Below are 22,705 nucleotides of genomic sequence, written 5' to 3' on the forward strand. Positions count from 1 at the left end.
CCACAAACCATCCAAAAACCGAACCAAATATGAGCACTAGCACTAATCAAGGGTATGCATCTATGGATGCTTCAGCAAGTAAAAAATTTAAATATTGGCAGTTTCGAACCATCATCATTACTATGATTGGTTATGCACTATTTTATTTTGTCCGTAAAAATTTCTCTTTTGCCATTCCAGGCTTAACGGCAGAATACGGAATTACCAAAACAAGTTTTGGTATTATCATGACTCTTGTAACAATTGTTTATGGAATATCTCGATTTTTGAACGGAATACTTGCCGATAGGATAAATGCACGCTATCATATGGCCATAGGCTTGTTTTTATGCGCTGTGGCCAATTTTGCCTTTGGTTGGGGTACTGATTTGAGTACCTTGTTTACTGGGCAAACTAGCGGTATAATGTTCACCAATACAATGGTTTTAATTTTTGGTATTATTCTAATTCTCAATAATCTAATACAGGGAAGTGGATTCCCACCAGTAGCTCGTTTATTAACCCATTGGATACCGCAGAACGAATTGGCAACAAAAATGTCGGTTTGGAATACTTCACACTCTATTGGTGCGGCTTTAGTAGCTATTTTAGCAGGTTATATTATGGGCTCATTAGGAACAAATATGAGTGCCAATCCAGAAGTGGTAAACATGATTGCTGCCAATTTAAAGATTGATGTAAGTGATGCTGATAAAATGAAAAGTGTGATCGAATCGGCTTCTCATTATGGTGCATGGAAATGGTGTTTTTGGATACCAGCCTGTATTGCGTTAGTAGGTGCTATCGGATTATTCATTACGCTGCGCGACACACCTTCGTCGGTAGGATTGCCAGAATTACATAAAACTTATAATAAAAAAGGAAAAGAGGCAACTGCCGAGTTTAAAGCATTTGTTCGCAAAGCAGTTTACCGAAATAAATGGATTTGGATTTTGGGAGTTGCCAATTTCTTTGTGTACGTAGTTCGATTTGCAGTATTGGATTGGGGACCAACGTTTTTAAAAGAAGCGCGCGGAATGTCGTTGGCTAATGCAGGGTGGACGGTAGCTGTTTTTGAAATTTTTGGTATTCTTGGCATGCTTGCAGCAGGTTGGGTAACCGACAAATATTTTGCTGGGAAAGCTCATCGTACATCATTATATTGCATGGTTGGAGTAGCTATATTTATGACGATTTTTTTATACATGCCCGAAAGCAGCCCACCATGGGTAATGATATTTGTATTAGCAATGTCTGGATTTTTTATTTATGGCCCCCAGGCACTTATAGGTATTGCAGCAGCAAATCAAGCAACAAACAGGGCGGCTGCAACAGCAAATGGTTTAACAGGAATGTTTGGCTATGCTAGTGGTTTGGTTTCGGGAGTTGGCGTTGGTTATATGGTTGATTCTATTAACAAAATCAACCCGGGAAAAGCTTGGGATTATGTGTTTATGATGATGATCGGGATGGCAATAATTGGCGTGCTGATTTTTGCTTTAATGTGGAAAGCTAAAGCTCATGGTTATGAAGAGCTAGAAAATTAATTATAATGAAAACAACAATGTTCGAAGGAATTCACAATTCTATATCTCCAGAATTAAAAATACGCTTAAAAGGAATAAAGCATGTGGCATTGGATATGGATGGAACCATTTATAACGGGAGTACTTTATTTCCATACACCATTTCCTTTTTAGAAAGCTTGAGAAATGCTGGGATTGGCTATTCATTTTTAACCAATAATCCCTCTAAAAGCAGGCAAGATTATTTAGAACATTTAGCTAAAATGGGAATACCCGCCGATGCCGAAGAAATGTATACGTCTGCATTGGCAACGATCGATTATTTAAAGAGCACGTATCCTCACGTTAAACGCTTGTTTATCTTAGGAACGCCAAGTATGATTGCCGAATTTGAGGCAAATGGCTTTGTGTCTACTGCCGACGATGCGACCGATATTCCAGATGCGGTAATTATTGGCTTCGATACTTCTTTGGTGTATTCGAGATTGTGTAGAGCAGCATGGTGGATCAGTCGGCAATTAATTTATATCGCTACCAATCCAGATTGGGTATGTCCAACAGATCAGCCAGTAATTTTAGTCGATTGTGGTGCAATTTGTGCCTGTTTAGAAGGCGCTACTAAACGATTACCTGATGTAGTAATTGGAAAGCCAGATGCAAGAATGTTGGATGGAATTTTACATCGCTATAATCTAAAGCCCAGTGAAATTGCGATGGTGGGCGACCGTTTATATACCGACGTAAAGATGGCAGTTAATGCGAATGCCTTAGGTGTTTTGGTGCTTTCAGGCGAAGCCACACTTGATGATACGATTAATGCTGAAGTTAAGGCCGATATTATAGCAGAGAGTGTTGCCAAGTTTGGGGCATTACTTTTAGCAGCAAAAAGGGAATAGTTTGTTTTGAAGTTCGAAGCTCTATGTCTCCAATAGCTCTAATGGGTTTTGCTGCGGTTAAACTAAAAAAATCTGTAGTATACTTTTCATATCCAGTAATTACAATGATAATTCGATAGTTCCCTTTTGGTAACTTATTGAAGGTAAAATATCCGTTTTCATTGGTACGAGACATTCTAACCACCAACGAATCGGATGCCAGTGTGACTAAGATATTTTTTAGTGGCTTCTCGTGTAAGACCAAAACTCTTCCACTTACTTTTCCTTCGGGATTTCTGGTTAATGAATAGCTGAACTTGAGAAGGGCAGCAATGATAAGGCACCTAATTAACAAAAACATAATAAGCTGAGGATTAAAATACACCTAAAGCTACAGCGTAAAAAAATGTTTAAGCAGCGTTTAACAAAGTTTAACTACTTGTTTAACAAAGTTTAACAGATATAAAATTATTTCTTGAAAGCCATATAACCACCTAGTGATGCAATTGCAGTAAAAGCAAATAAAAGGTCGCCATTTACCGGCAAAGATTTTGATGTATTTTGCTTGTCAGCTTTAACCGAAAGCTTAACTTCTTTGTTAAAGGAAATTTTACTAGCGCTTACTGTAAACGTTATGGCTACTAGCGTAAGGATGATAAGTGCAGGTTTTAAAAATTTCATGTTGTTAGTATTTACAATACCAAAGACAACAGTAGTGCCATTTTCATTTTTTTCTTTTTTAGAAATAAATGTGCCCCTAGAGGTGTTTTAAATGTATTTAAGCATAGGTTAAAAAAAATGGGTAATTGGGGAATTTAATTATTCCCCAATTAAATCGGGGAAATTTGGGGAATATTTAACCCTTTATTATTTATCATTAATGAATGTAAATTTGAAAACCGAAATCTTTAGTCGTGCGATTCGCTAATTTTTCAAATTAATTTCTTTCCAAAGCAAACACTATTCTCTACGCCAATATATTGACCGTAATTAGGAATAATTTGATAGCCTGCTTTATGATAAAGAGAAATAGCTGCCGATTGCCTAATTCCGGTTTCTAAAACGTAATGATGAAAGCCTAAAGCAGCAGCCCATTGTTCAAGTTCATTTAACACCTGGTATGCAATTTTTTTTCCTCTCATTTTTTCTTTAACAAACATCCTTTTCATTTCCACTTTATCACTTTCAAAAGGTTTAAACGCACCACATCCAACAGCTTCGCCATTTTCAAAAGCAACTACCACATTTTTAAGCATGTCGATTTTATTAAATTGTGCATAGAAGGAATGCTCGGCGCCATCGATTATAGCAAGATAAGCATCTAAAAGTTTTACCAGTTCAACAAAATCTGGATGTTCAGAGGTGGTTCGTATTAGGGAAATCATCCCCTAAATATAAAATTAAAACACCACACGTTCTGCCATTATTTTTAAACACTTTTGTTCTACCTCCGCTGCATTTTTAGCCGACAGGTAAATGCGTAAAGGTTGCTTTGGGTTGTCATCGATATAGAAACCATTGAATTTTTCTGGAGCTAAAATGTGTTCAATTACAAATTTATGTGGATTAACCATCACAACCTGATAAGCGTATTCTCCATTTTCTAGGGCGCGAACCTCATTTGGAAAATCGAATTCCTGAATCTCCGTTACTGCATCATCAAAAAGATAGAGTTCAATGTACTTTGCTATTTCTTCATCGTTTTTAAATACGCCAGCAATCCAATACCCATCATCATTTTTTCTATCTACAGTTAAAATTTTTAATTTCTCTTTCATATCCAATAGTTGCGAATTAAACGCCCTTAATTAAAATAAACCTAAGAAAAAATGGCAAACTAAGCAAATACGTTTAGTTGTTTTTATCAAAATCTTTAGAGTTTGCAACATGTCTGATGATGTAGAACTTTTTAAAAAAACTTTAGGTAAACAGGTTGCCCGTTTGCGAAAGGAAAAGGGTTTTACTCAAGCAGAATTAAGTGCGTTAATTAATAAAGACTACCAAAGTATTAGTAGGATAGAGAGTGGTAAAATAAATTCGTCGTGCTATATCATTTTTCAAATTGCAAATGCACTTGAAGTAGAAGTTAGCGAATTTTTTAAAAATGTTTAAAAGCTAGCTTTCATTCTTGTTTTTCGATCGGACAAACGATGTTCACTTTAAAACCTCGATCAGGGCTCGACTCTAAGGTGTAAGTGGCATCAATCATTTGCAGCCTACTTTTAATGTTTTGTACGCCTATTCCATGATGTTTGGTAAGGATAGAAAGGTCGAACCCAATCCCATTATCGTTATAATCGATAACTAAATTTTTATCGTTGGGTTTAAATATTAAATTTATTTGAGAAGCATTGGCATGTTTAAGGGTATTTGCAATGAGTTGGGTAATTATTCTAAATAGGGCTAATTCTATTTTCTCGGTTAAAAACCGAGTTTCTACATAAGGTTCGTGATGAATAAGTACCTCTATTTTCCCAGTTTTATTGATTAAAGAAATAAATGATTCGAGTGTATGATAAAGGCCGAACATCGTTAAACCTGGAGGCGACAGGTCGTGCGCAATATTTCGTACATCATTAATCATTTTATCAATTAATTGTCTTGCCGATAGCAGCGTATCCTGGTCTTCTATACTTTGCTTGTTGGCATTTAGCATCAATTTTATGGCAGATAACGTTCCTCCAATTTCATCGTGCAAATCTTCTCCAATGCGCTTGCGCTCTATTTCTTGCGATTCGATTACGGCACTTAATAATTGCTTTTGTTGAAGAATTTCACTTTCCTGAAAATCTCGACGTTGTTGCCACATTATATTCTGACCTTTTATATATAGGATTAAAAAAAAGGTAATTAGCACAAAAACAGCTAATACAGTATAAAAAATCAGGATATATACGTTGTCACCCATTCTTTAATAAGTTAAACCCTTTTGCCCATAGTATATACATGAACATTACAAATACAGCATGAAGATTCCATATCATACTATTCATTGCCTTATTCATTCGTCCAAAAACTAAATAATTTGATAAAATAAATATGATACAAGCAACTGGGAAATAGATCAAAATTCCCATGTTAAACCAACTAATCGGTTTATTGATCCAGTTTTCTGTAAAGCCACTTTTGTATAGGTAAAGCAGACAGAAAAAAGTTATAATGATAGCTTCTAACGGTCTTGTATACGTGTTAAACGTATAAATACTTTGCAGAAACGTAAAGTTAAGAATGCAAAGTATAGGAAATAAGATCATAATAAATGAAAGCACCTTTTTTATACGTACGTCGGTAAAGACGACTCGGAAGTAACTCAATATAAAAACAGCTTCCATTATTGTATAAATGTGCAATAATGGAAGATTTCTCATCTTAAAATTAACTACGATAATTGCTAGTAGGTTAATCAAGCCAGAAATTATTAAATAAAAAAATAATAGCCGAGATGCCGATTGTAATTTATCGTAATTGAATAGCGCGAATAAGATAGGTAATAATATACTTAGCGGAACAATGTAAGTAACGAACATATTAGTTAAGGAACAAATAATGGGCTCTCTGGATCACATTCTGATGGACAAGGTTTTGTGAAATCATAAATATCACTTCCATCACCACCTTCGCCTAAACCAACGGCCGTTGTATTGATTAGGTCATTCCCTTCTTTATCTACCGCAACCACTAAAGCTGTAACCTCATCTGGTAAATCCTGATCATTAGCCTTAATGGCAAAATAGGTGCGTACCCCAGTTAATGTACTTCTTACATTTCCATCGTCGTCTACCGTGGTATATTTTTGAATGATAGCGAGTAGATCGTCAATAGGAATAAGTACGGCTCTTGGAATGTTACTTTCAGGTATTGCACCCGATTTAATCATTTTTTCTCTAAATCGTGTAACTCTGCCGATGGCTTCATCAACAGGGATGGTGGGAACGTTAATTGGGTTCATATAATGGATAATTAATTTTTCTCTAATCTAGAAAAAAATCAACATTTAATGCAGATACGAATGATTTTTTATACTTTAAGGCATTTAATTTGAATATTGATGAACATTAAAGTAGCTATAGCCGATGATCAAAAACTTTTTAGAAGAGGCATGGCCGCTCTCATTAGTTCTTTCGATGAGATGGAAATTATCTTCGAGGCCGAAAATGGGAGAGAACTGCTTGATTTATGCACTAGCGAGTCGGTAAAACCGGATGTGATTGTGCTGGATCTTTCCATGCCTGTGCTTAACGGATTAGAAACTTTAAAAATACTTAAAGAAGATTTCCCCGCTATTCGAGTTATTATTTTAACCATTCATGAAGCCGAAAATTTCGTTCTTTCTACTATTCAAGCTGGTGCAAATGGGTATTTAGCCAAGAATGCCGAACCCGAAGAGGTCGAGCTTGCTATTCGGGAAGTATATAAAAACGACTTCCATTTTACCATTGAAATGCTCGAATTAATGCGTACAGGTTTAGTGAAGAAAACTCAAAATGCTTTACTTGCCCAAGAAAATAAATTAACTCGAAGAGAAACTGAAATTTTAATCTTAATCTGTAAGCAATTAAGTAGCGGTGAAATTGCCGAAAAAATGTTTTTAAGTAACCGAACCGTCGAGGGGCACCGAAATAATCTTTTGTTAAAAACTGGAAGTAGAAATACTGCTGGGTTAGTTGTATATGCCCTAAAGCATAAAATTATCGATTTATCTAGCTTTACCCAATAAAACCACGTAGAAATACTTGGTTTTTTCCAGTATAACTACGCTAAAATCTTTTGAATAAAATCTGTCACTTAGCAGTAGAAATTAATAAATCAGTTACGCTAAACTATACACAGATGAACTATTCGAATAAAATTAAAGGCTATCAGCCAATTTCCTTAACTATTTACAATTTATTTTTTGCCTCAATGTCTAATGAGACAACAGTAGAGGGAATGATTAAAGACGTACAGAATAGACTAAATCTTAAAGAAAAAGATAAACCAGGACTTAAAGCTTGGAAAGCTTTATGTAAGTTAATAATAGGCGATGGTCGCACAGCCACTCAAAAAAGTAAAACGCTGCTCGATCCACATAACGAAATTATGCTTTCTCAGATGACGAAAGAACTTACTCCTTTTGCCAAGGAACTTATTTTTTTGTCACAAGAGCAAGGGATTAACTTGATGATATTAAGTGGAACGAATATAAATGACGTGCCTGAACTAAGCATGCAAAATTTCGGCTTATCTTTCGATATTGGAATTTTTGATCAAACTACTTCTGGAGAGTTAATTTATAATGGAAACGTGTTGTTGTATGCTAATGTTGCAAAATTAGCTGAGTCGATTGGCCTAACCTGGGCGGTAGACCAAAAAACATTCTCGCACCAATCGCGGTTCGAATTAAGACCTGCTTGGGCGCTACGCATGACCGAGCAAGAAATGCTCAATGAATTGAAACGAAGAAAAGAAGCAAATTTAAACTTGCTTGCCATTCTTGATTAGATTTTTAAATTAATGCTCTACTACCTGAGAGGGGCGCTAAATATTGGCGTCCCTTTTTTTTATATTATTAATTGCCTTAAATTCATTATATTATGTTAGCTTTAAACATTTCCATATGAGAATTGCTTCACACCACGGGTGATTATCCTATACTACTGCTCACTTTAAATGCCAATTGTAAGTTAAGGATTATGAAGAGTAACGATTCTGATGAGTTAATCATTGCCAACAAAGCACTCGCCTTTCAAAATGCTGAAAAGGTTAAAAGAGAAGCCGAATTAAGTATTGCCAACAAAGAACTTGATTTCCAAAATAGTGAGAAGGCGCACCTTGCGGCCGAACTCATCATTGCTAATAAGGAACTCATTTTTCAGAATGAAGAGAAAGAGCGTCGTGCAGCAGAATTAATTATTGCCAACAAGGAACTCGCTTATCAAAATAAAGAGAAAGAAAAACGTGCTAAAGAGTTAATCATAGCCAATAATGATCTAAAAAAGGCACAAGATGATATCCGCAAACTTAACAATGAACTCGAACAAAAGGTAATTGAACGTACTTCACAGTTAGAGTCGGTTAACAAAGAACTCGAGTCGTTTTCCTATTCTGTATCGCACGATTTACGTGCGCCAATTCGTGCTATTAATGGGTACACCCGAATTCTTATTGAAGATTATTCGGATAAAATAGATGCTGAAGGTACAAAAGTTTTACAAGCAATCATCAATAACTCAAAAAAAATGGGCGAGTTAATCGACGATTTGTTAGCATTTTCCAAATTGGGAAGAAAACAAGTTAGCTTTTCAGAAATTGATATGCTTCAACTCGTTCGATCGGTACAAGAAGAACTCATTTTCGAAGCAGGTGAAAATGTGCCAGAATTTAAAATAAATGAACTTTTCCAAGCAATGGGCGATCAATCGCTTATTAAACAAGTATGGATCAATCTCATTTCCAATGCTGTTAAATATTCTAAGTATAAAGAAAAAACCACGATTGAAATTAGTGCACATAAGATGGTAAATAGCGTAATTTACAAGATTAGAGATGAAGGTGCTGGGTTCGACATGGAGTATTACGATAAGCTTTTTGGTGTTTTTCAGCGCTTGCATTCTCAAGAAGAATTTGCAGGTACGGGTATTGGGTTAGCGATCGTTCAAAAAATTATAAATCGCCATAATGGCAAGGTTTGGGCAAAATCGAAAGTAGATGAAGGAAGCAGTTTCTATTTCAGTTTGCCGAGCATAACTAAAAGTTAAAAAATTATGAATTACGATAACATAGAAATTTTATTTGTTGAAGATAGTTTAGATGATGCAACACTTACCATTCGTGCACTTACCAAAGGTGGCTTTACGAATAAGGTACATCATGTGGTGGATGGAGCAGAAGCCCTCGATTTTATGTACTGCAGGGGAAAGTACGAATCAAGGAAAAAAGAGAATCTTCCCAAACTTATCTTACTCGATTTAAAAATGCCCAAGGTGTCAGGGATACAGGTGTTGGAGAAATTGAAATCTGATTCTGAAATGAATTCTATTCCCATAGTGATGCTCACCTCATCTAATGAAGGGCCGGATATAGAAAAATGTTATGCGCTAGGCGCCAATAGTTACATCGTTAAGCCTGTAGACAGTGATAACTTTTTTAAGGCCATTAAAGAAATAGGATTGTATTGGATGGTGCTAAGCCAACATTCAGATTAAAGAATTATCTCATGACTACTCTTCTCAATGTACTTATTCTGGAAGATAATAAAAGCGATGCCGATTTGCTGTGTCGTGAACTGAGTAGATCGGGATTGAATTTTACAGCCAAAATTATTCAAACAAGAGTAGAATTTGAGGAATCCCTAGCAAATTTTAATGCAGATGTAATTTTATCAGATTACGCACTGCCTGCATTCGATGCGGTAAGTGCTTTTCGTATTAAGCAAAAAAAACATGCACATATCCCTTTTATAATCGTATCTGGAGTTATTGGTGAAGAAAATGCGGTTGAACTTATAAAAGATGGAGTTACGGATTACGTATCGAAGCAAAAATTATTTACTTTGTTTACAAAAATTAACCGAGCATTAAATGATACAGCAGAAAGGAATGAGAAAATTGTTATTGCCGAAAAATTAAAGTTACAAACCGTCGAACTTATTACCGCCAATACCGAGCTTGCCCTACTTAATCAAGAGTTAGAAGCTCGAGTGATGTTACGAACTAAGGCGCTGGCTGATAGCGAAAGCCGCTTTCGCAACATGATGGAAGCCATCCCTCAAATTGCGTGGACAAACGCCCTCAAAGGTGATGTGATTTTTTATAATCAACGCTGGTGTGATTATACAGGATTTACAGAATCAAAGCATTTTTATACTGTTATTCACCGAGAGGACCGTAAAATTTGCTTTGATCAATTTTATGCCATATTAAAAACCAACAGTGGTGGCGAATTTCAAATTAGAGCTAAGCGATCGGATGGAACATATAGATGGCATCTTATACGCCTGATGCCCATTCTAGACGAGCAAAAACAAATTCAGCTTTGGGTGGGTACAGCCACCGATATTCAAGAATTAAGGCTGTTACAGCAACAGAAAGACGATTTTATCAGCATTGCAAGTCACGAACTCAAAACCCCAATAACGAGTTTGAAAGCCTCTCTGCAACTTTTAGATCGAATAAAAAATAAACCTCCAACATCAATGTTGCCAATTCTAATATCGCAAGCGAACAAAAGTTTGAATAAAGTTAATACGTTGATAGCCGATTTGTTGGATGCAAGTTTAGCAAATAAGGGGCAACTTCATATCAACCAACAATCTTTTAACATACACCAACTCATAAAGGAATGTTGCCTTGATGTTCATTTAGATGATAAATACACCTTTAAAATTGAGGGAGATAAAGAAATAGCGGTTTTTGCAGATTCCATACGAATTGAACAAATTGTAGTTAATTTTATCAATAATGCAGTTAAATATGCGCCAAACTCTACCGAAATTGTAATTAGAATCGAGAAAATAGCCCAAGAAGTTAAAGTTGCCGTGGTCGATAAAGGCCCAGGTATTCCCTCAGAAAAACTGAGTCGTCTTTTCGACCGTTATTATCGCGCAGATACTAGCGGGAGCCAATATACCGGCTTAGGACTTGGCCTTTACATTTGCTCAGAAATCATCAAAAAACACGGCGGTAAAATTGGCGTAGATAGTACATTAGGCAAGGGAAGTGCGTTTTGGTTCATCTTACCGATGGCATCTTAATCTGCTTTCTTTTTAGTAACCCTCGCTTTTTTAACTACTGGAATCGCTTCTCCTTCGGCTTTTTTAAGTGCAACTTTAGCTTTCTTAACAGGAGCAATTTTCTCGTCACTTTTAACTTTTTTAAGTGGTGTTTTTGGAATAACTGGCTTATCCTTAACTACTTCTTCTTTTGGAGTTTCAATTGCTGTACCTGCTTTTTGAGTTAAGAAAATCTCTAATACCTGTTTCAAATATAAATCAGGTTTCGGCATGTGAATAATCGTGCCGGGTTCTTTATCTTGAGATGCCTTAATATATGCGGATTTTATTTTGCCCCATTCTTTTGAATACAATTTAATAAACATTGCTACAAAATCATCAGAACTATATTTCTTAGGCAATCTGCCTAATACTGCTTGAATTTTTTCTTCTTTACGGTGTAATACTGCCATTTTCTTAATTTCAACAAAGATAGTTTATTCTAAAACCATTTTTCTAAGAAACTGTTAGGTAAGTTCATATACTTAAAGTAAACTAACATGGAAAATTTAAAAGACATCAATAGCAATACAGAAAAATTTGTAGATAAAAGTGTTCATCAGACGCTTAAAGGTAGTAAGCCAGTGGGCTATGGAAGCAGTATCCAGAACAGCGGAAATGGAAGTAAAGCCCGTCCACATGAGCAAAAAGAAGACGAAAAAGATAACAAACAAGACGCTATCAAAGAAAAGCAATAGATTTATTTAACCGCATATTCTGTGCGTATGGTTATACTAGCTGTTTTATTTTTGGAAGAAGTGTTAAATGCACCACCATAGCTAAAATCTTCATTGCTGTTTTTGCCAGTAATTTGAAACACGCCCATATTCGCATATTTTAAATTGCCCAAACTGCTTCCAGCATTCTCTGCTATACTTTCTGAGCGATCTCTCGCATCTTTACTTGCTTTTGCCAATAAATCGATTTTTAGTTCCGACATTTTGGTATAATAGTAAGAAGGTGGTGCTGAGTTTAATTCAATTCCGCTTTGTATAAGTTCAGTAATTTCTCGACTAATCTTTTCTACTTGGTCAATATTGGTCGATTCTACTTTTACATTTTGTGTTAAACTATAACCCCCGAAGTTATTAGAAATTAGTCGGCCATTAGCGTCATATTGGGGGTTATATATTTTATTAATATTAACTGCAGAGAAAACAACTTCCTTGTCTTTAATTCCTTTTTTGATAAGATAAGATCGGATAGCCATTTCATCGGCTTTTAAACTAGCATAAGATTGTTTTAAATCCATACTCACGCGCGAATAATCACCACGCCATACAATCAAGTCGCTAACAAAATCTTTCTCGGCTTTACCAGTAACCATTACCCGTCTTTTATCTTTGTATTTATAGGTATATGCTCCAGCAATTATAAAAGCGGACAATAAAATTGAAATTCCAATGATAACCGGAAAAGAATAAGTTCTGTCGATAGTGTTCATAGTTCTTTAACAGCTATGACGTATATTTTGTTCTGAATATTGTGCAGCAGCGATACTTTAAGAAAAAAATTACCACAGATTAAAAAAAAGAAGCTAATATTGAGCTAAGCTAGGTAACGATTAACCTTGAGTATAAAATTATTAATATCAAAAGGTTTGCTTATAAACTCATCAGCTCCACATTTGTCTTTTAAATCCAATACCGCATAATTGGCAGACATCATCATTATCGGAATAGCAAATGTTTTTGTTTCCTTTTTCATTTTTTGGCAAACATCAAGTCCGTTTCCATCGGGGAGCATAATATCTAACACAACCATGTCGGGTAAGTGTTTTTTCATTTGAATCCAAAATTCTTTAATATTAGGGTAGGCTTTTACTTTATAATGTTCCTCGGTTAAAAGGTATTCTAAGATTTCCCTAATGTCTTCATTATCTTCCACTATATATATGCACTTTTTCATTTCCTCTAGATTGCTTATTCATTAAGTAGTTAGATTACAGTAGATAACGCTAATTGTTTTGATTACAACTGAAACGATTGCTTTAGGTTGTGGAGATTCTAGACGAATAAAAGATGAAAGTTTTTATAAATGCATTTTATATGTAGAAATATTTCTACTAATTGGGGAATTAAATATACAATATGTGTATATATTACCCCGATGTTAAATTCATGTTATTAACAAATATATTTGTTGAAAAAAATAATTTTAAAATGCTAAAGTATTAGTAATCAGCTATTGAAAGCTTTAAACCAATATTTTCACTACTTTTAGGAATGATTAATTGAAAAAAAATATTGTTAATTTTAAATAAATTATTTTAGATTAGATTCGTGGCACAGTAAAAATTCAATTCATAAAAAAAAATAATAATTTCCTGTTCACCTGAAATGTAAGTTTGAGCATCTACCTATGTAAAAACATTATATAACGCTGCTTGCACGGCTTAAATTTTTTAACCATAAACATAACGCTATGAGGAACAACTACACTCGCACTTCAACTTATCCAGCCCCAGCTATCTTTGCTTGTTTGTTAATTTTAGGTATTGCTTTGCTTACTCCTCTCGTAAAAGCTCAAGCTTTTTATAGAACTGTATCTTCCTCACAATTAAATATCACTGCAGTGCCTATTGTCGAACCAGTATATGAGATTAAAAGTGAGGGCACTTATTTAATTAAAGATGGTATGCTCGACGAAATTTATAACTTAAGGTTAACATGGCCAGCCATCAAATTCGACTCACTAGTAAGCGATAAGAAAATAACTTTTGAACAAACTCGTGTTATGGTTTTGCCAATCATGAGCATGGTTCATATTATAGGTACACTCGATGTAGATGGTATTAAAAGTACAACCAATTTTCAATTGGGATTTCATATCAACAGCGATCAAAGCATTACATTTAAAGGAGTAAAACTATTCAAATTAAACGATTTGGCTAAGGATCTATCTAGTAATGAACTAAAGCTGGCTATTGACTTTGTACTAAAAAATAATAAAAATAATTTAGCCGTTATAACTGCTAAATAATAGTTAATTTGTTTGTTGATATAAGCTAATGCCTTTGGTTCGGGTATTAGCTTTTTTTATTTAGGTCATTTTTTTATTTCCACTATAGTTTCTAAAAAAACTATTTTTCTAAATTCAGACATATCGGTATTATTTAATGCAATGCATCCATTGGTCCAGTCTTTTTTCTTTTTAACTCCTTTAGATGTACCGTGAATCATGATATTACTTCCAGCGGTAAGGCTTTTGGCTTTTGCCCTCGCTAAATCGATTTCGTTAGGATAGGAGAGATGAAAGGAATGAAACGTTGGGCTATCCCACTTTTGATAATCAATTTTGTAAATACCTTCCGGTGTTCTGCCATCTCCCTCGCGTTCTTTTTGTCCAACAGGGTTTGGTCCCAGGCCTATATGGTAACTTCTTATCGTTTTACCCTGTTTCTGCAAGTACATTTTTCGCTCACTTTTAATTACCAATACCTTGTCGACCATACTTCTAAGCCGCGTATTTTCTTCAGCTTCTTTTAGTGCGGTTTCATAATCGATTTCCTTATATAAACCACGCAGAGATTTACCATTAGCCACCCTCATTTTTGCAGCTTTTATGATTTTTAAGTAATCATTCGTCTTTCCGGTAGTATCGCCAATAATTTTTCTAATGGATAAATATTCAGTAACGTCTGCTTCGGTAATTATCGTGTTGTAAACTACTCTAATCTGATCAGTTTGCTCTGAAAAGCTCAAGGCATGTTCATAAGATATGTTTTTATTTAAAACTAATGATTGTTTGGTGTTTTTTAAAATTCTTGCATAGCTAACCTGCTTTCCCAGCGTATCTGTAATCTTTCGCAGGCTGATGTAGTCATTTATATCTTGCTGGGTAATTAAAATTAGCGTATCTATTTTTGGTGTTTTTATCCGAACACTGTCCAAAACTTGAGCGTTAGCATTGATAAAAAAAGCAACGAATACTAAAAATGGAAAAAGAAATCTAGGCATACTTCAACAAATTTTGTTACAAGTATAAAAATAACTAATTAAATAGTTGATAATTTGATGAATTAAATTTCCTCATTTAGTCTCAATAAAAAATCTTTTAATTTCTCTAACGAAGCGATGATTTTTTGATTTTCTTTAACCTCGCTATTATTATTTTTAAGATGTTCTTTAGCCCCTTTTAAGGTAAATCCCTTATCGTCTACCAAGTGAAAAATTATCTTTAAGTTTTCAACGTCTTCCGGGGTAAATAAACGATTGCCTTTTTTATTCTTTTTAGGCTGTAACACATCAAACTCTTTCTCATAAAACCGAATTTGAGACGCATTTACACCAAACATTTCGGTTACTTCGCCCATGGTGTAATACATTTTATTAATCTCTCTCTCTTTGTAAGGCATGGTTTTATCTGATTATAAGTTAATTGTGGCTTTTACTTAAAGTATTCAAATGTAATTGGATTTTAGTAGAATACCGCAATAAAATTTTAATTTTGTATCCATGACGGCTAAAGAAATACGACAGACTTATTTAGATTTTTTCAAAAGTAAACAACACCATATTGTTGCATCGGCTCCAATTGTGGTTAAAAACGATCCTACATTAATGTTTACGAATGCAGGGATGAACCAATTTAAAGATTTATTCTTGGGCGAAGCCGCCATAAAATATGCACGTGTTGCCGATACACAGCGTTGTTTACGGGTTTCTGGCAAGCATAACGATTTAGAAGAGGTTGGAATCGATACCTATCACCATACCATGTTCGAGATGTTGGGTAATTGGAGTTTTGGCGATTACTTTAAAAAAGAAGCCATTGCCTGGAGTTGGGAATTGCTAACTGAAGTATATCAAATTCCGAAAGATCAATTATACGTTTCTATCTTTGAGGGTGATGATAAAGAAGGCTTGCCACGTGATGTAGAAGCATTTGAGCTTTGGAAACAATTAGTCCCCGAGGATCGCATCATTTTGGGGAATAAAAAGGATAATTTCTGGGAAATGGGCGATACTGGGCCGTGTGGACCATGTTCTGAAATTCATGTAGACTGCCGTCCCTTGGCCGAACGTGAAGCGTTAAGCGGAAAGGAACTCGTAAATGCAGATCATCCTCAAGTAATTGAAATTTGGAATAACGTATTTATGCAGTTTAACCGTTTAAAAGATGGTTCGCTAAAACCTTTACCTGCACAACACGTAGATACTGGAATGGGTTTCGAGCGATTGGTGCGTGTACTGCAAGGAAAAACATCTAACTATGATAGCGATGTATTTCAACCTTTAATTCAATTTATTTCTGAGAAATCTGGATTTGACTATGTGGGTAGTGCTGAGCCTGGGGAAAAGGGGTGGAATGAAGCGGTGGCCATGCGCGTAATGGCTGATCATATCCGTGCGATTTCTTTTGTGATCGCTGATGGTCAACTCCCTTCAAATACTAAAGCAGGTTACGTAATTCGCCGTATCTTACGTCGCGCTGTGCGTTATGCGTATACATTTTTGAATTTGAAAGAGCCCTTTTTAAATCAACTTGTTCCTGTTTTGGCCGATCAGTTTAAAGGGGTATTTGACGAATTGTATTTGCAGAAAGATTTTGTGCAAAAGGTAGTTCTGGAAGAAGAGGTTTCGTTCTTGAGAACATTGGGTAGGGGTATAATAAAACTTACCGAGTATATAAAAATTGATGGTGATCTTGAACAAAATGTAGATAAATTACTTTCTCCAGGGATAATCGATGGTAAATTTGCTTTTGAGTTATACGACACCTTTGGATTTCCAATTGACTTAACAGAGTTAATAGCAAAAGAAACTGGCTGGAAAGTTGATATGGAGGGTTTTGAAAAAGAGCTGATTAATCAAAAAAATCGCTCTCGTGCTGCAACGGCTATTGATACAGGCGATTGGGTAGTGGTAAATGACGATAACGACACGGAATTTGTAGGGTACGATTTAACTGAAATCGAAACACAAATCTTAAAATACCGTAAAGTAAGTGCGAAAGGAAAAGAACAATATCAAATCGTATTGCGTCAGACTCCTTTTTACGCAGAAAGTGGTGGCCAAGTTGGTGATACAGGCAGGTTAGAAGACCATAGTCGCCAGTTTTGGGTAGAAATTACCGATACCAAAAAAGAAAATGGGGTAATTGTACATTACACCGATACCTTACCTGCTGATCTTGAAGGTACATTTTGGGCGGTAATAGACGAGAATCAACGGATCCTTACGGAAGATAATCATTCGGCAACCCATTTATTGCATGCTGCCTTAAAAAAAGTATTAGGCTCACATGTAAATCAGAAAGGAAGTTTGGTTAACTCGGATAATCTCCGCTTCGATTTTTCTCATTTTGCCAAAGTTAGCGAGGCGGATTTAGCCGAAATAGAACATATCGTAAATCAAAAGATTAGAGAAAACATCGTTCTAAAAGAACAACGCAATGTGCCCTATGATGATGCCATTACCTCTGGGGTAACTGCCTTATTTGGCGAAAAATATGGAGATTTCGTTCGTATAATCACTTTTGATGATCATTTCTCGAAAGAACTTTGTGGAGGTACGCACGTTAAAGCAACCGGACAAATTGGTTATTTTAAAATCATTTCAGAAAGCGCAGTGGCTGCAGGAGTTCGAAGAATTGAGGCAATTACAGCAGATAAGGCCGAACAATATATTGTAAATCAAAGTAATGAGATTAATCAATTAAAGGGATTATTTAAGGGCAATCAAAATGTAGCTGCTGCGGTTCAAACGTTATTGGATGAAAATGCTCGACTTAAGAAAGAAGTGGAAAAGAGCATCTTAGCTAAGGCTGGCGATATGAAACAGGAAATCGCTAATCAAGCACAGCTGATTAATGGAGTTAATTTTATTGCAGCCCATGTAGACTTGCCAAATGCAGAAGCAGTTAAGAACCTTGCTTTCGAGGTAAAAGCATTAGTCCCAGATTTATACTTAGTATTAACTACATTAATTGATGAGAAACCTGGCATTACGGTTATGATCGCCGAAAGCAAAATTTCTGATCAATTAAATGCTGCTAAAATTGTTCGTGAGTTAGGAAAAGAAATTCAAGGTGGGGGAGGTGGTCAGCCTTTTTATGCAACCGCGGGCGGTAAAAATGCTTCTGGACTACCAATTGTTTTGGTTAAAGCAAAAGAATTTTTGTAGCCTTTTGCTATTATTTTTCTTAAGGTGTAACTTTTCAACTAGATTTATCGTTTAACCTACTACAAACTAAACCTTACCATGAAAAAACCACTTCTAATTGGCTTATTATTGGCCCTGTCGTTTACTGGCTATGCTCAAGAAGCTGATTCCCTAAAAAATTCTATTCAAAAGAATGCAGAGGCCATAGGCCATGGAGGGAATAATGAGTTAAAAATTAACCTTCTTTATACTGTTCTTGGTATTCCAGAAATAAGCTATGAACGTTTACTTGCCGATAATATGGGGGTTGGGGCTTCCATTCTAGTTGGTATCGATAATTCTGTTGGCAATAGTTTCGCTTTTATGCCACATTTTCGTATATATTTTGGAGCAAAGAAAGCAAGCGGTTTTTTTATCGAGGGAAATACAGGATTGATTACAACGAGAGAAGATAATTATGACTTTATGGTTTATCCTCCTGAATACCCAGTTTGGGTGAGAAAAAATACCACAAAATTTGGTATTGGAGCCGCGGCAGGCGCTAAATTTTTAACACGAAACGGGTTTTTAGGTGAAGCTTATCTTGGCGCAGGGAGATTATTTGGGAATAAGGATAATTATCATTCGGATGAGGCTTATCCGAGAATTGGTATAACCATTGGGAAAAGATTTTAACTCTCCCTGATGAAAACATTATCGCTCTCTATCTTTTTCTTAACATTATGGGCTGTAACGTTCGCGCAAACAGACACTATTCCTGAAAAGCCAATAATCGACAGAACAATTGGCAAAAACGAGATCAAGCTTAACTTTTTGTATGCACTAGTAGGCTCTTTGGGTAGAGATATGGACATTTATTTTCCTGAAATTACGTACGAGCGAATTATAGATGATGGGTTTACAGTTGGAATTTCGGCTTGGAGAAGGGCTCCGGAATTGGCATTTTTAATTACTCCGCATGTTAGAGTTTATTCTGGTAAGAAAAATAATGGCCTATTCTTCGAGTTTAACGCCGCAATATTAAAAGCTGATTATGATTATCGAAGGGGTCATGACTTTCCTCATCCTGTTTTTGAAGAAAACCCAGGTAAGAAATTAGGAAGTGGTCTGGGATTCGCTGTTGGAGGTAAATTTTTAATCGGAAATGGTTTTGTTATGGAAACCTATTTGGGTTTTGGTAAATCGACTGTAAGGCACGAAAATATTAAAGGTACTTATTCTTATCCAAGAGCTGGAATTACCATGGGACAACGGTTTTAATAATCGGTCGATGTTCCCATCGACCGAAATAAATCTACCTTCTACCCGAGTGATTGCCTCTTGACTTCAGAGCTTTATATTTCTTAGAAAATTTGTGTTCATCATGCCTTACCTCAGTATGTCTTACTGCTGGTCTCGAGAATTTCGCTTGATAAACCTGATGCTGTAAATACGGACGAGGTTGATTAATCACTACCTTTCTACCTCGGTATAAATCGTAATTTCGGTATCTTGCGGGTAGCGTTTTCCTATGTACCCATTTATTTCTTTCGAGATAAACAAATTGCCTGGTGGGTACATAATAATAACTTTCTACTTCTGGCAGGTAATAATAATCTACATGATTGTAACCTCTAGGTCCCCAATTGGGTTGCGAGCCGATGTTAATCTGTAAACTTACCTGTGCTTTTGCGGGTTGGTAAATGGCGGTAGCGCTTGCTACTAAAACCATTAAGATTAATTTGTTCATAAGATTTCATTTTTGTGTACACTGTATAATACCAATTGCGTGCCACAAGCAGAATGTTACCTTAAAATCACAATTTTGATACAATTTTGATTTATCTTTGAGGGGTATAATCAACATAATAGCCGTTAATGAGTGCAATTGCCCCAACTGCTCCTTTAGATTTCGAACTCGTTTCTGGATTAGAAATTCATGTGCAGTTAAACACACAGTCTAAAATATTTTCGTCAGATAGCACCACTTTTGGTGCAGATCCGAATACTAATATCTCTACCGTTTCATTGGCTTTACCAGGTGCGCTTCCCAAATTAAACAAAGAAGTGGTCGAAAAAGCAATCAGAATAGGCTTAGCCTTAAATTGCACCATTAACCAGCATAATTTTTTCGACCGAAAAAATTATTTCTATGCCGATTTGCCTAAAGGTTATCAAATTACACAAGATAATAGTCCAATTTGTATAAATGGCTATTTAACGGTTGCCCTGGCTAATGGTGAAGAGAAAAGAATTGGTATTAATCGTATTCACTTAGAAGAAGATGCAGGGAAAAGCATGCACGATCAAGATCCATCTTATTCGTATGTAGATCTAAATCGTGCAGGGGTTCCTTTAATCGAAATCGTTACCGAACCCGATATTCGAAGTGCAGAAGAAGCATCGGCCTTGCTTACAGAAATTAGGCAGCTTGTACGCCATTTGAATGTGAGCGATGGCAATATGGAAGAAGGGTCGTTACGTTGCGATGCAAACATTTCGATCAGACCAAAAGGAAGCATCGAGTTTGGTACCCGTTGTGAAGTTAAAAATTTAAATTCTATCCGGAATGTACGCAGGGCGATGGATTTCGAATTTTCTCGTCAAGTACAGTTGATTGCACAAGGTGGAAAAATTATTCAAAGCACCTTAAATTTTGATGCCGATAAAGGCACTACATCACCCATGCGAAGCAAGGAAGAGGCAAATGATTATCGTTATTTTCCAGATCCTGATTTGCCACCCATCGAAATTTCGGATGCCTGGTTAGCAGAAATTAAATCGGCCATGCCAGTTTTACCTAAAGAACTTGCAAAGCAGTTGGTAAAAGATTTAGGAATTAGTGCAACTGATGCAGCGCTACTTGCACAAGATAGCGATACCTACACGTACCTTTTGGCTGTTTTACCCCTTGTAAGCCATAAAAAAAGTGCAGTAAATTGGCTAAATGGCGGAATAAGAGCTTTGCTTAACGAAAAGGGGAGCAGTATTGCCGAATTTCCCCTTAGTCCAGCTCAATTAGCAGGGGTGATTAACTTGGTTGATGAGAAGAAGATAAGTCAGCAAAATGCCTTACAACAGCTAATACCAGCGCTATCCACGAATGAGGATGTGCTTGAAGCGGCATTGAAGTTAAATTTATTAATCGGAGAAGACGGCGACGAAATTTCTTCGTATATAGAAGAAGTATTAACGAAGTTTGAACCTCAAGTACATGCTTACAAAGGTGGAAAAAAGGGTGTGTTAGGGTTGTTCGTAGGCGAAGTAATGAAATTGGCCAAAGGCAAGGCTGATGCAAAAAAAGTGAGTGATCTAATTATAGAAAAATTAAAATAATAAATATAAAAATATGAAGTATTTGAGTTATATGCTGTGTTTGGTTGTTCTTTTTACGGCTAGCTGTAAAGACAAAACCAAATTTACGATCAATGGAAAAGTAGAGAATTTTGACTCCGAAAATAAAGTCTACCTCTATGGAATGGCTAGTAGTACCATGACGGTTATCGACTCGACCGTGTTATCGGATAAGGGTGAATTTAAGTTTTCGAGACCTTCGGAAAATGCTGATTTTTTCAGAATCAATATCGGTACGAATGAATACATGTTTATCGCAAAAAATGGAGATGTGATTAATTTTACAGCAGATCTAACAAATGCAGATCACGACTATAAGTTAAGCGGTGCAGATGAGGCAGATAAATTAACTGAATTTAATACGATGAAGTTTAAATCGTCGGCAGAACTTGAAAAGATTAAGACCGACTTTGATAAAAAAGTAGAGGCTAATCCGGAAAAGAGAGATGCTTTATTAGAACAAATCAGACCTGTTTATATGAAAGCGTTAGACGAATTAAATGCTAATATCATTAAATTTGCACACGACAATACAAAATCTCTTGTCAGCTTTTATGCGATCAGTTCAGTTAATCCAACTGGAAATGAAGCAGCATTAGTAAAGTATGCAGAAACCGTAAGTGAAAAGGTAAAAAAGCATGCTGCAGTTAAAACTTTTGTAGAAAATGTTGAGAAATTGAAATCGCTATTGGTAGGTCAAAAAGCACCAGATTTTAGTATTAATGGATTTGTTGATGGAGAGAAAATTGAGTTGAGTCAATTTAAGGGTAAATATGTATTGATAGATTTTTGGGCTTCTTGGTGTGGACCGTGCAGGGCTGAAAATCCTAATGTAGTAAAAGCATACAATACCTACAAAAATAGAAATTTTACCATTTTGGGGATTTCATTGGATAAAGATAAAGCGGCTTGGGCACAAGCCATTAAACAAGATGGTTTAACGTGGACTCATGCTGGAGAATTGGCAGATTTTGAAGGAAGTACAGTAAAACTTTATCAAGTTCAGGCTATTCCTGCATCTTTCCTTTTAGACCCATCAGGAAAAATTATTGCGCGAGATTTAAGAGGAGAAGAATTGGATGCGTTTTTAAACAAAACCTTACCTTAAAGTTAAGGTTGTTCGTCGACTTAACAATT

General features: G+C 35.8%; 27 protein-coding genes. 15 read left to right on the plus strand and 12 right to left on the minus strand.

The window, feature by feature from the left end; translation table 11 throughout:
- Nucleotides 1-29 precede the first annotated feature (29 nt).
- Together WG904_RS18280 and WG904_RS18285 are read left to right on the plus strand one after the other, a co-directional pair.
- A complete protein-coding gene (locus tag WG904_RS18280) occupies nt 30-1,526 on the plus strand; it encodes an MFS transporter (protein WP_339580791.1) in 1,497 nt (498 codons plus the stop codon).
- A 5-nt stretch (nt 1,527-1,531) separates the two neighbouring features.
- Nucleotides 1,532-2,401, plus strand: a complete 870-nt coding sequence (locus tag WG904_RS18285; RefSeq protein WP_339580792.1) for an HAD-IIA family hydrolase — start codon at nt 1,532-1,534, stop codon at nt 2,399-2,401.
- On the opposite strand, the gene WG904_RS18290 is transcribed toward WG904_RS18285, so the two are convergent.
- The 4 genes from WG904_RS18290 to WG904_RS18305 all read right to left on the minus strand — a co-directional run bounded on the left by WG904_RS18290 (nt 2,343) and on the right by WG904_RS18305 (nt 4,158).
- Entirely contained in the window at nt 2,343-2,741 is a 399-nt protein-coding gene (locus WG904_RS18290; RefSeq protein WP_339580793.1) for a carboxypeptidase-like regulatory domain-containing protein, read from the minus strand. The genes WG904_RS18285 and WG904_RS18290 overlap by 59 nt on opposite strands.
- A 107-nt stretch (nt 2,742-2,848) precedes the next feature.
- The gene (locus WG904_RS18295; RefSeq protein ID WP_339580794.1) at nt 2,849-3,061 is read right to left on the minus strand and encodes a hypothetical protein; all 213 of its coding nucleotides are present in this window, start codon (nt 3,059-3,061) and stop codon (nt 2,849-2,851) included.
- 251 nt (nt 3,062-3,312) lie between these two features.
- A complete protein-coding gene (locus tag WG904_RS18300) occupies nt 3,313-3,765 on the minus strand; it encodes a GNAT family N-acetyltransferase (RefSeq protein WP_339580795.1) in 453 nt (150 codons plus the stop codon).
- A gap of 15 nt (nt 3,766-3,780) precedes the next feature.
- Nucleotides 3,781-4,158 carry a hypothetical protein gene (locus tag WG904_RS18305; protein ID WP_339580796.1) on the minus strand — a complete coding sequence of 126 codons (378 nt, stop codon included), beginning with the start codon at nt 4,156-4,158 and terminating at the stop codon, nt 3,781-3,783.
- A 109-nt stretch (nt 4,159-4,267) separates the two neighbouring features.
- On the opposite strand from WG904_RS18305, the gene WG904_RS18310 reads away from it, so the two are divergent.
- Nucleotides 4,268-4,492, plus strand: a complete 225-nt coding sequence (locus WG904_RS18310) for a helix-turn-helix domain-containing protein (RefSeq protein WP_339580797.1) — start codon at nt 4,268-4,270, stop codon at nt 4,490-4,492.
- Between the two features lie 10 nt (nt 4,493-4,502).
- Here the strand turns inward: WG904_RS18310 and WG904_RS18315 are convergent, their stop codons facing one another.
- Both WG904_RS18315 and WG904_RS18320 read right to left on the minus strand, forming a co-directional pair.
- Nucleotides 4,503-5,288: a sensor histidine kinase gene (locus WG904_RS18315; RefSeq protein ID WP_339580798.1), complete on the minus strand. Its 786-nt coding sequence runs from the start codon at nt 5,286-5,288 to the stop codon at nt 4,503-4,505.
- Nucleotides 5,289-5,912: 624 nt separating this feature from the next.
- Nucleotides 5,913-6,329: a hypothetical protein gene (locus tag WG904_RS18320; protein ID WP_339580799.1), complete on the minus strand. Its 417-nt coding sequence runs from the start codon at nt 6,327-6,329 to the stop codon at nt 5,913-5,915.
- A 99-nt stretch (nt 6,330-6,428) separates the two neighbouring features.
- Between WG904_RS18320 and WG904_RS18325 the strand changes: the two genes are divergently transcribed.
- The 5 genes from WG904_RS18325 (at nt 6,429) to WG904_RS18345 (ending at nt 11,111) form a co-directional block, all read left to right on the plus strand.
- Nucleotides 6,429-7,097, plus strand: a complete 669-nt coding sequence (locus WG904_RS18325) for a response regulator (protein ID WP_339580800.1) — start codon at nt 6,429-6,431, stop codon at nt 7,095-7,097.
- Nucleotides 7,098-7,210: 113 nt separating this feature from the next.
- Entirely contained in the window at nt 7,211-7,861 is a 651-nt protein-coding gene (locus WG904_RS18330) for a M15 family metallopeptidase domain-containing protein (RefSeq protein ID WP_339580801.1), read from the plus strand.
- A gap of 191 nt (nt 7,862-8,052) precedes the next feature.
- Nucleotides 8,053-9,117 carry a sensor histidine kinase gene (locus WG904_RS18335; protein ID WP_339580802.1) on the plus strand — a complete coding sequence of 355 codons (1,065 nt, stop codon included), beginning with the start codon at nt 8,053-8,055 and terminating at the stop codon, nt 9,115-9,117.
- Between the two features lie 6 nt (nt 9,118-9,123).
- Nucleotides 9,124-9,564 (plus strand): response regulator, encoded by a 441-nt coding sequence (locus WG904_RS18340; RefSeq protein ID WP_339580803.1) that lies wholly within the window; start codon nt 9,124-9,126, stop codon nt 9,562-9,564.
- A gap of 11 nt (nt 9,565-9,575) precedes the next feature.
- Nucleotides 9,576-11,111, plus strand: coding sequence for an ATP-binding response regulator (locus WG904_RS18345; RefSeq protein ID WP_339580804.1), 1,536 nt, complete (start codon nt 9,576-9,578; stop codon nt 11,109-11,111).
- On the opposite strand, the gene WG904_RS18350 is transcribed toward WG904_RS18345, so the two are convergent.
- Nucleotides 11,108-11,542: a hypothetical protein gene (locus WG904_RS18350; RefSeq protein WP_339580805.1), complete on the minus strand. Its 435-nt coding sequence runs from the start codon at nt 11,540-11,542 to the stop codon at nt 11,108-11,110. The two genes, WG904_RS18345 and WG904_RS18350, sit on opposite strands and share 4 nt — an antisense overlap.
- 87 nt (nt 11,543-11,629) lie before the next feature.
- Between WG904_RS18350 and WG904_RS18355 the strand changes: the two genes are divergently transcribed.
- Nucleotides 11,630-11,827, plus strand: coding sequence for a hypothetical protein (locus WG904_RS18355; RefSeq protein WP_339580806.1), 198 nt, complete (start codon nt 11,630-11,632; stop codon nt 11,825-11,827).
- 2 nt (nt 11,828-11,829) lie between these two features.
- Here WG904_RS18355 and WG904_RS18360 read toward each other — a convergent pair whose 3' ends face one another.
- Nucleotides 11,830-12,573, minus strand: coding sequence for an SIMPL domain-containing protein (locus WG904_RS18360; protein WP_339580807.1), 744 nt, complete (start codon nt 12,571-12,573; stop codon nt 11,830-11,832).
- A gap of 104 nt (nt 12,574-12,677) precedes the next feature.
- The gene (locus WG904_RS18365) at nt 12,678-13,037 is read right to left on the minus strand and encodes a response regulator transcription factor (RefSeq protein WP_339580808.1); all 360 of its coding nucleotides are present in this window, start codon (nt 13,035-13,037) and stop codon (nt 12,678-12,680) included.
- A 516-nt stretch (nt 13,038-13,553) separates the two neighbouring features.
- On the opposite strand from WG904_RS18365, the gene WG904_RS18370 reads away from it, so the two are divergent.
- Nucleotides 13,554-14,111: a hypothetical protein gene (locus tag WG904_RS18370; RefSeq protein WP_339580809.1), complete on the plus strand. Its 558-nt coding sequence runs from the start codon at nt 13,554-13,556 to the stop codon at nt 14,109-14,111.
- Nucleotides 14,112-14,176: 65 nt separating this feature from the next.
- Here WG904_RS18370 and WG904_RS18375 read toward each other — a convergent pair whose 3' ends face one another.
- Nucleotides 14,177-15,088 carry a L,D-transpeptidase family protein gene (locus WG904_RS18375; RefSeq protein ID WP_339580810.1) on the minus strand — a complete coding sequence of 304 codons (912 nt, stop codon included), beginning with the start codon at nt 15,086-15,088 and terminating at the stop codon, nt 14,177-14,179.
- Between the two features lie 62 nt (nt 15,089-15,150).
- Nucleotides 15,151-15,486: a MerR family transcriptional regulator gene (locus tag WG904_RS18380; RefSeq protein WP_339580811.1), complete on the minus strand. Its 336-nt coding sequence runs from the start codon at nt 15,484-15,486 to the stop codon at nt 15,151-15,153.
- A gap of 100 nt (nt 15,487-15,586) precedes the next feature.
- On the opposite strand from WG904_RS18380, the gene alaS reads away from it, so the two are divergent.
- The 3 genes from alaS to WG904_RS18395 all read left to right on the plus strand — a co-directional run bounded on the left by alaS (nt 15,587) and on the right by WG904_RS18395 (nt 19,495).
- Nucleotides 15,587-18,256, plus strand: a complete 2,670-nt coding sequence (alaS, locus tag WG904_RS18385; protein ID WP_339580812.1) for an alanine--tRNA ligase — start codon at nt 15,587-15,589, stop codon at nt 18,254-18,256.
- Nucleotides 18,257-18,334: 78 nt separating this feature from the next.
- Nucleotides 18,335-18,910, plus strand: a complete 576-nt coding sequence (locus WG904_RS18390) for a hypothetical protein (protein ID WP_339580813.1) — start codon at nt 18,335-18,337, stop codon at nt 18,908-18,910.
- Nucleotides 18,911-18,919: 9 nt separating this feature from the next.
- On the plus strand, nt 18,920-19,495 hold the full coding sequence (locus tag WG904_RS18395) for a hypothetical protein (RefSeq protein ID WP_339580814.1): 576 nt from the start codon (nt 18,920-18,922) through the stop codon (nt 19,493-19,495).
- Nucleotides 19,496-19,529: 34 nt separating this feature from the next.
- On the opposite strand, the gene WG904_RS18400 is transcribed toward WG904_RS18395, so the two are convergent.
- Nucleotides 19,530-19,964 carry a hypothetical protein gene (locus tag WG904_RS18400; RefSeq protein ID WP_339580815.1) on the minus strand — a complete coding sequence of 145 codons (435 nt, stop codon included), beginning with the start codon at nt 19,962-19,964 and terminating at the stop codon, nt 19,530-19,532.
- Between the two features lie 128 nt (nt 19,965-20,092).
- Between WG904_RS18400 and gatB the strand changes: the two genes are divergently transcribed.
- Nucleotides 20,093-21,550 (plus strand): Asp-tRNA(Asn)/Glu-tRNA(Gln) amidotransferase subunit GatB, encoded by a 1,458-nt coding sequence (gatB, locus tag WG904_RS18405; RefSeq protein WP_339580816.1) that lies wholly within the window; start codon nt 20,093-20,095, stop codon nt 21,548-21,550.
- Between the two features lie 13 nt (nt 21,551-21,563).
- Entirely contained in the window at nt 21,564-22,676 is a 1,113-nt protein-coding gene (locus WG904_RS18410) for a redoxin domain-containing protein (protein ID WP_339580817.1), read from the plus strand.
- Nucleotides 22,677-22,705 lie beyond the last annotated feature (29 nt).

This window comes from Pedobacter anseongensis (assembly GCF_037482965.1).
Lineage (GTDB): Bacteria > Bacteroidota > Bacteroidia > Sphingobacteriales > Sphingobacteriaceae > Pedobacter > Pedobacter anseongensis.